The organism is Pseudomonas sp. MF6396, assembly GCF_002018915.1.
Classification (GTDB): domain Bacteria; phylum Pseudomonadota; class Gammaproteobacteria; order Pseudomonadales; family Pseudomonadaceae; genus Aquipseudomonas; species Aquipseudomonas palmensis.
On record NZ_MVOK01000053.1, the window covers coordinates 1 to 7,886 of the forward strand.

Here is a 7,886-nt window from a genome sequence, read left to right on the forward strand (position 1 = left end):
GAAGCAGCATTTTAAGTAATGCGGCTCTGCGTTCAGGTGAATAGTACGGCACGACCAGTCTCTTTCCGCCCCCGATATGCTTTTTTAGGAAAAATCGGAGAGGCGACAACTATCCTGACACCGGGGGTCATTACACAACGTGAAACTGACATTTTAGGGGGTGGTTGTTTATGGGGTAGAGCGTATTTGTGATCTCGCCCTTGTTTTACGGACGCTCTTTAAACGATTAAATGTTGCAACCGCCAATAACGACTTTCCCAGTTGCAGGAGATCAGACTATGGCTTCGTCCAAGCACAGAGGCTTACCGGCCTGGTCATAGCGCGTCACGTCGTGGCAGGTCAGCAAAGTGCCGGCCTGGAACACGGTGGTTTCGATGCCCATTTCTTGCGCCAGGCTGGCAACCGGGTTCTGATCGACACCGTGAATCCAGGATGCGCCGAGATCTATTGGCACCTCGCCCCACGTTCGTTCCGTCCAAATGCGGCCACCGACTCTGTCCCTGGCCTCGAGCACGATCACCGTATGGCCCGCGTCGGACAGCATTCGGGCAGCGGCGAGGCCTGAGATCCCGGCTCCGATAATCAGCACCGAATCCTTCCTGAGGCGGTTGGCGTCTGTGCTCGAGTCTTTTGCCGTGCTGGCGTTTGCACCTGTAAGAGGGGTGGTCATCGCGCTGGGCGCGATCGACCCCTGGGGTCGAGTAAGGGTTATCATTGTTGCCTCGTGATTGACGCGATCGACGCTAAAATTACATAAATAGAACAAGTGGTACATTCGCGTATCATAAAAAGTAATTAAGGAAATATTTGATTCATGTCCCGCGATCAGAAGAGAGACGCTGTCCTGGACGCTGCTGCAGCGGTGTATGCCCGTGACCGCAGCGCATCAATGCAGCAAATCGCTGCCTCGGCGGGCATTAGTCGTACGACGCTCGTCCGCCATTTCCCCACCCGTGAGGACTTGGTTGTAGCGCTCATTGATCGTGTGCTGAATGATGCCACTGCGGTGCTGGATCAAGCGAAGCTGGAAGATGGCGACCTTGTACGGGGTCTTTCCTGCCTGACCGAGAATTTCAGGATGCTGGGGCAGGTGTGGGGGGGCGGCTACGGTCTGGGCTATGGCTGGTCGCATATTGAAACGTTGCTGTCCGACCTGGCAGTGCGGGTCGAAACCATTAATGCGCGGCTCGTTGGATTTTTTGAGCGTGGTCAACAGGCCGGGCTGTTTCGCCAGGACCTTCCGGCGGCCTGGATGACGGGGGCGTTTCAAGGACTGTGCGAAACCACTTCGGACCTTATCGACGCTGAGTCGATGGGAAAACGCCAGGGGCCTGAGTTTCTCATCTCGATCTTCTTGAACGGCGCCAGCGGTGCGGTTCAGTTAAACCGCTAATGCCGCTGGCCCATTGCGCTATTTAGTCTTCAGAACGCAGGCCGTAGACCTATTTGCCCGCAAAGAATGACTTTGACTGGGCTCGCATCACCCAGCTGCTGCTCTGTTCACTCCAAGGAGGAACATCGATGCCGAACTCTGACCTGCTGCTTTCCCTACTTTCCAAAATGAATGGAAACCTGCTCGCCATTGAGCAGGCTTCAATCATGGAACTCACCAATCGGGTTGAGCAGTAGGGCGACGCCAAAGTAACCGAGAACGGATACCCTCGACCGGAACGAAGAGTTCATCAAGCTGACCCTGGCTGTCCTCATGACGCCTGACTGATCGCCAGATACTGCCACTACTTAGATGCAACCGACCAAAGCTGATCGAGCCTGGTCGTGTAGCTCTGACTCGTCATTTCTCAGAGCATTATAGCCAGCGCTCGTAGAGACGCTAGGCGAGCGCAGCGTCCCCTTCCTGCTGAGTTTAAAAAAATTACGAAAACTGTAACGCATCACTTTAAGCAAACCTGAATTCATAGAATAAGCGCAACGCTTGAAACGAGAGGCAGAGAGCCAGCCACCGGTAGAATCCAGGCTCTCACACCGAAGGATTCAAGCGCAGATGACTACGCATTACCGGCAGCTGACTCAGGGACAACGTTACCAGATTGAGGCTGGCTTGAGCGCCGCAGAGAGCCAGGCGAGCATTGCAAAGCGGGTCGGCGTGCATCCCTCGACGATCAGTCGCGAGGTTCGCCGCAACAGCACCCAGAATATCTACAAGGCTGTTTCTGCGGCCCATGAAAGTGATGCTCGTCGAGCGGGTGCGCGCAAGTTTTGCAAGCCGGCGACATGGCTCAGCCATCATCTCCCGGTGTGGCTCAAGCATGGCATGAGTCCGGAGCAGATCGCCCAGCGGTTGAAGCAGGAGCAGCCAAGCCGGGCGGTCAGCCATGAGTGGATTTATCGGTTCATTGCCGCCGAACAGCGCGCCGGTGGTGAGCTTTATACCTATCTGCGACATCGCCGAAAGCGCTACCGGAAACGCTATGGAAGCCACGATCGGCGCGGGCAGCTGCGTAATCGCGTGTCAATCAGTGAACGCCCAGCCGAGGTCGAAAGCCGCGAGCGCCTGGGGGACTGGGAGGGCGATACGGTACATGGACTGGGCGGTAACCTGGTGACCCTGGTTGATCGCAAAAGCGGCTATCTGAGCGCCTATCCGGTCAAGCGCAGAACGCGCCGGCAGGTAACGCGGGCGATCAATCTGATGCTTCAGGGCCATGCCGCTCACACGCTGACGCTGGATAACGGAAGGGAGTTTGCCGGGCATGAACGCATCGCGCTACGGAGCCAGTGCCAGGTCTTTTTTGCAGACCCCTATTCATCCTGGCAACGTGGCACCAATGAAAACACCAACGGTCTGCTCCGCCAGTATTTCCCCAAGGGCAGCGACTTCAGCAAGCTGACCGTCGAAGCCGTCAATCGGACAGTAGCGAGGATCAATCTACGCCCGCGCAAGCGCTTGGGCTGGAAGACGCCGTACGAAGTGCATACAGGGGTGAGCGCAGGGCAATCGCATGAACGCCTGCCGATTTGAATGAGTCCTTTCCCAGCGGGCATCCTGAGCGCCTCTCTACTCAGGATGCCCTGCAATGTCGCATCACATACCAATCTCCGATGTTCTGGTCGCCATCAATGATCCCCGTCAGCAGGGCAAGATTCGTCACGACCTGGTCGAAACACTGGTCGTGGCTATCTGCGGCGTGCTTGCCGGCGCTGACACCTTCATCGAAATCGAACTCTGGGCTGAGCAGCGGCTGGACTGGTTCCGCCGTATTCTGAAACTACCCCACGGCATTCCCTCACACGACACCTTTGGACGGCTATTCAGCCTGATCGATCCAGAGGAGTTCGAGCAGGCCTTCCGCTGTTGGGTTGCGGCGATCCTACCGGCCCTTTCTCCGCAAGTGGTTGCCCTAGACGGCAAGACCAGTCGCCGCTCCGGCAAGAAAAACACGGCCCCGTTGCACCTGGTCAGCGCTTTTGCGGCTGATTCAGGGCTGATTCTCGGGCAGAGGGCGACCTCCCAGAAGTCCAACGAGAAGACCGCCATTCCTGAGCTGCTGGCCACACTGGCGCTTGAGGGCTGCACCGTGACGATCGATGCCATGGGTACCCAGCCGGACATTGCACAGGCCATTCTCGATCGCGGGGCGCACTATCTGCTGGCCATCAAGGGAAACCAGCCGAAGCTGGCCGAAGCGATCGATGACTTCGCTGACACCTTTTTGGACGGCGATCCTGCCCGGGTACCCCATGCGCACTTCGAGCATGTCGAGAAGGACCATGGCCGGCTGGAGGTTCGTCGCTGCCATGTTTTCGACCAACTCCAGTGCCTGCCACAGCCAGAACGCTGGCCAGGACTGCGCACTTTCGTGATGCTGGAGTCCGAGCGGACTGTGGGCAACCAGACCAGCCTGGAGCGCCGTTACTACATCAGCAGTCTTGCTCCGGATGCAGAGCGCATCGCACATGCCATCAGGGCGCACTGGGGCGTGGAGAACCGCGTCCACTGGTGCATGGATGTCATTTTTGGTGACGATCAGATGCGGATCCGAACCGGGCATGCTGCCCACAACATGGCCGTTCTCAAGCAACTTACATTGAATTTGATCCGGTTGGATCCGGTCAAGCGCAAGGGTGGCATCAAGGCACGAAGGCTGATTGCTGCAACCTCTGATGATTATCGGGCTGAACTATTAGGTCTCAGGTGAGCTTCATGCGATTGCCTTGGGGGTGAGCGTTGCACTTATGTGTTGAATTCAGGCAAACTCTACGTCTATAAATCTCACTGCCTTCAAGGAAGTCCCATGCCTTCATCAATTTATTCTCGTTTTCTTCGCCGGCCGTATGAAGTTGAGTTCATGCGCTGGGCCCTGGTCTTGATTTTCTTTATGTTTGGCTACGCTAAATGGTTTGATTATGAAGCTCAGGGATTGATCCCGCTGATTGGTAATAGTCCTCTCCTGTCGTGGATGTACGGCGTGTTCGGTATTCAGGGCGCAAGTTATGCCTTGGGCGTTGCGGAATGGACTATCGGTCTCGGTCTGGCTATTGGTGCCTGGTCGCCAAGTATCGCTTTACTTGCCGCCGCCGGCTCCTGCCTGACCTACCTGACAACCTCTACTCTAGTCTTAAGTACTCCAGGTGGCTGGGAGGCTTCGGCTGGTGGTTTTCCGGCCATGACCGATATCAGCGCATTTTTAATCAAAGACCTAATATTGCTGGCCGGTTCGCTTGTGCTGGTAAAGGACGCGGCGCAGCAACTGACGGCCCGCACCAAGCAGACTGATGCGGAAGGTGCTGCGATCTAGGCCGAAAAGCACGCTTGTCAGCTACAACAGCGACGCAACCTAGGCCAACGCCGCCGCTATCAATGCCCTTGGTGTTGCCTGGCAGGGCTGAGGATTGGGTTTCTTGTTTCGGTCCTCACAAGTGAGGGTCGGTGCTTGCATCCGTTTGGAGAGGGAATGCATGAAACCCGCAGGAATTAGGCTAGTCAAAATCATGGTGCTCATAAGCGGGTGCGCCAGCGTGGCCTATGTGGCGCATGTGGTTACTAGGGAGGCAGCCTACCTACATACGAAAATCAACAGATCGAAAAGCATTGATACTGCTCAGCAGGAGCTTCGATGGCCGGATAACCTCGCTTTACCGGAACTGCGGGTTTCAGCGTACGAACAGGTTGAAGATCATGCTGGCTGTCGTTCTGGATCTCTACGCACGCCGAATTTTGCGTTGGGCGCTTTCAAACAAGCCGGATGCGAATCGAGTCATTGAGGCGTTGGACATGGCTTACGAGCAGCGTGGCAGGCCTCAAGGGCTGCCGTTTTACTCGGATCAGGGCTCGCAAGGCGCATTCAACCGGTTGTCGCAACACCTATATCGAGGTGTTTATGGGACGACCCGCAGGGTAGATGCAAAAATTGACGGGCCGGGGGAGCGATGCGCTCTCCAGGCGCGCCGTCGCTTCGTAATGATTTCAAGAGGCTTGCTCCATGATCCCCTACTCAGTTCTCGACGCTGCACCGGTTACCGAAGGCAGCACACCTAGCGAATCCTTCGAGCGCTCGCTCAAGCTCGCCCGACATGCCGAAGCGCTTGGCTATAAGCGCTATTGGCTCGCAGAGCACCACAACATGCCAGGTATCGCCAGTGCTGCGACTGCGGTGCTGATCGGGCATATTGCTGGCGGGACATCGACCATTAGGGTCGGGGCAGGCGGAGTGATGCTACCCAACCACGCGCCGCTTCAGGTTGCGGAACAATTCGGCACGCTGGCCTCGCTGTATCCTGGTCGCATAGACTTGGGGCTCGGGCGAGCGCCAGGCACCGACGGGGCTACGGCCCATGCGCTACGCCGCTACTTCGATGGTGCCGATACCTTCCCAAGCGATGTGGAAGAACTGCTGCACTACTTCCATCCGGTGAAACCGGGACAAACGGTTCAGGCAGTGCCGGGGGCTGGTCTGGATGTACCGGTCTGGCTATTGGGCTCAAGCCTTTTCAGTGCACAGCTTGCGGGGGCACTGGGCTTGCCGTTTGCATTCGCGTCGCATTTCGCGCCAACAATGACTGAAGAGGCCTTGATCCGTTATCGACAAGATTTCCGACCGTCGAAATATCTGGCTGAGCCTTATGTGATTTTAGCGCTCAATGTCGTGGCCGCCGACAGCCGAGCCGAGGCACGACGCCTGTTTACGACCCTGCAGCAAGTCTTCGTAAGCGTGATACGTGGTAATCCCGGCCTGATCCCGCCGCCAGTCGACGACATCGAGGCGTTCTGGACACCACAGGAAAAGGCGATGGTCGAGCAGTCGCTGTCGTATGCGATAGTCGGCGATGCGGCCGATGTTCATGAGGGCATCATGGCATTCGCCGCCAAGCACCGTCCCGACGAGCTGATGCTCTCCGGCACTATCTTCGATCATGCCGCACACCGTCACTCATTCACACTTGCTGCACGAGCGTTTACCGATAACGCCTGATCGATTCGGTGCTATTAGGTGTAGCGGCTCGTGTTTGAAAACACACGGGCTTGCATTAAGCGGCATGTTCTTTATGACTGTAGCTAAGTGCTGTTACGGACTGATCGTTTAGGGATGCTCCGATCGACTTGCCGCGCGTCGGCTGCAAGTCGAAATTCTCCCAACACTCATCGCTTGGGCAAATACCCCAGTACAGCAAATAATCGCTGATACCAATACTCGAGGGTAGTTCGCTACCCACGCGCTCCTGACTCAATTCGCAGATCCGCGTACCAGCACTGAGTAAGTTATCGCCGGTGAAGCCCTGCGCCTGTCACATTGACTCATGCGCTAAACGCGGACCACGGGACTATGTGGAAACTGCTGCGCTCAGCATCAACTCATACCGCGTTTTTTGCACCACAATGACACCATAATACCTGTGACGATGGACACCAATGGAATGCTTGATTCAACAACTAGTGTTGGAAATACCAACAGTATTTGCGAGTCGTTACCACCGAGCATCATCGAGGCCCCAGCCCCCATCAAAGTACCCGCCAACAAATGAACGCCCGCCTTTTGAGGGGTAAAGGCCTCGAAGCGGAACGTTTTTCTATACAAGGTAAAACTCAGCATGCCTGCCAGCAACGTAACAAACACCGCAATACGCCGAGCGCTAACCGATGTATCGTCCCAGAACATCTGCGAAACATTGTAAAAGAACACACTGGGTGTCCATAACGGCTCGAACGTGTAGAGCGCACTTGTCAGCGCACCCAGTAGCATACTGGACAGCACAAGGTGTTTATTACCGTGTATGCGGACCAGGAACATCAGCACCAGCGCTACTACCCCGATCAAAAGCCAGTAATGCTGGCTGGTAATTTCCGGCACCAGAATGACCTTCTGTTCGTGGGTCTTGTGCATGTAGTACCAAAGCACGATCCCCAGGACCCAGCCGATCATCGTGAACGCTTTATTGACATCGCCACAGGCAAACTTAGTCAGCGTGCCTACGCTGCAACCGTTGTTCAGCACCGATGCCACTCCGAACAACAAACCTCCCAAAACCAGCAAAGGATAGGAAATGCCGGGCGAGTACAGCGGCAGGTTGGCCTCGGAGAAACGATAGAGGGGTGCCAGCATCAATCCAAACAATCCACACGATGTCAGTGCCAGAAACAACGTAGGGCGCCCAGCCAGCAATTGTCCGCTCGCTTTGACAAGGCACATGCCCATGCGCTGCGAAATCCAGCCAATCAGGAATGCTAATACCAACGCCATCAGTAAAGAGAAAACCATGTTCGTGCGCCACTGCTGATTTGGATGATGGGAGCCCGCGTAGAGAGTGCGATCCATGAACCCCACCTATCACATGATGGGGCAGCAGGTTACCGTGGCATCTCTGGCGAGCAGTTCCACGGCAGAAGAGCTTCGTAGTCGGCCACCGAGGATGCATACGGCAGGCGCTCA

The 7,886-nt window shown here is 56.1% G+C and carries 8 protein-coding genes and 1 pseudogene; 7 read left to right on the forward strand and 2 right to left on the reverse strand.

Annotation, left to right across the window (positions count from 1 at the left end; genetic code table 11):
• Positions 1–271: 271 nt before the first annotated feature.
• Positions 272–775 (reverse strand): flavin monoamine oxidase family protein, encoded by a 504-nt coding sequence (locus MF6396_RS27315; protein WP_233100576.1) that lies wholly within the window; start codon positions 773–775, stop codon positions 272–274.
• A gap of 39 nt (positions 776–814) precedes the next feature.
• Here MF6396_RS27315 and MF6396_RS27320 point away from each other — a divergent pair, with 39 nt between their 5' ends.
• From MF6396_RS27320 to MF6396_RS27350, 7 genes and pseudogenes are all read left to right on the forward strand, one after another.
• A complete protein-coding gene (locus tag MF6396_RS27320; protein WP_078481984.1) occupies positions 815–1,393 on the forward strand; it encodes a TetR/AcrR family transcriptional regulator in 579 nt (192 codons plus the stop codon).
• Positions 1,394–1,521: 128 nt separating this feature from the next.
• Positions 1,522–1,720, forward strand: a pseudogene (locus MF6396_RS27325) (hypothetical protein).
• Positions 1,721–2,002: 282 nt separating this feature from the next.
• Positions 2,003–2,980 carry an IS30-like element ISPpu17 family transposase gene (locus tag MF6396_RS27330; protein WP_078481985.1) on the forward strand — a complete coding sequence of 326 codons (978 nt, stop codon included), beginning with the start codon at positions 2,003–2,005 and terminating at the stop codon, positions 2,978–2,980.
• Positions 2,981–3,035: 55 nt separating this feature from the next.
• Positions 3,036–4,157, forward strand: a complete 1,122-nt coding sequence (locus MF6396_RS27335; protein WP_010455375.1) for an ISAs1-like element ISPa60 family transposase — start codon at positions 3,036–3,038, stop codon at positions 4,155–4,157.
• A 96-nt stretch (positions 4,158–4,253) separates the two neighbouring features.
• Complete coding sequence (locus MF6396_RS27340) at positions 4,254–4,757, forward strand: YkgB family protein (RefSeq protein ID WP_078481986.1); 504 nt, start codon at positions 4,254–4,256, stop codon at positions 4,755–4,757.
• Between the two features lie 380 nt (positions 4,758–5,137).
• Positions 5,138–5,497, forward strand: coding sequence for a DDE-type integrase/transposase/recombinase (locus MF6396_RS29660; RefSeq protein ID WP_395605575.1), 360 nt, complete (start codon positions 5,138–5,140; stop codon positions 5,495–5,497).
• The gene (locus tag MF6396_RS27350; protein ID WP_078481988.1) at positions 5,442–6,431 is read left to right on the forward strand and encodes an LLM class flavin-dependent oxidoreductase; all 990 of its coding nucleotides are present in this window, start codon (positions 5,442–5,444) and stop codon (positions 6,429–6,431) included. Before MF6396_RS29660 ends, MF6396_RS27350 begins: the two co-directional genes overlap by 56 nt.
• Positions 6,432–6,806: 375 nt before the next feature.
• On the opposite strand, the gene MF6396_RS27355 is transcribed toward MF6396_RS27350, so the two are convergent.
• Positions 6,807–7,772, reverse strand: coding sequence for a YeeE/YedE thiosulfate transporter family protein (locus MF6396_RS27355; protein ID WP_238596495.1), 966 nt, complete (start codon positions 7,770–7,772; stop codon positions 6,807–6,809).
• Positions 7,773–7,886 lie beyond the last annotated feature (114 nt).

Coding starts and splice junctions, on each gene's coding strand:
- MF6396_RS27315 (WP_233100576.1), bottom strand. CDS start 775: ATGTACCACTTGTTCTATTTATGTAATTTTAGCGTCGATCGCGTCAAT.
- MF6396_RS27320 (WP_078481984.1), top strand. CDS start 815: ATGTCCCGCGATCAGAAGAGAGACGCTGTCCTGGACGCTGCTGCAGCG.
- MF6396_RS27330 (WP_078481985.1), top strand. CDS start 2,003: ATGACTACGCATTACCGGCAGCTGACTCAGGGACAACGTTACCAGATT.
- MF6396_RS27335 (WP_010455375.1), top strand. CDS start 3,036: ATGTCGCATCACATACCAATCTCCGATGTTCTGGTCGCCATCAATGAT.
- MF6396_RS27340 (WP_078481986.1), top strand. CDS start 4,254: ATGCCTTCATCAATTTATTCTCGTTTTCTTCGCCGGCCGTATGAAGTT.
- MF6396_RS29660 (WP_395605575.1), top strand. CDS start 5,138: ATGCTGGCTGTCGTTCTGGATCTCTACGCACGCCGAATTTTGCGTTGG.
- MF6396_RS27350 (WP_078481988.1), top strand. CDS start 5,442: ATGATCCCCTACTCAGTTCTCGACGCTGCACCGGTTACCGAAGGCAGC.
- MF6396_RS27355 (WP_238596495.1), bottom strand. CDS start 7,772: ATGGATCGCACTCTCTACGCGGGCTCCCATCATCCAAATCAGCAGTGG.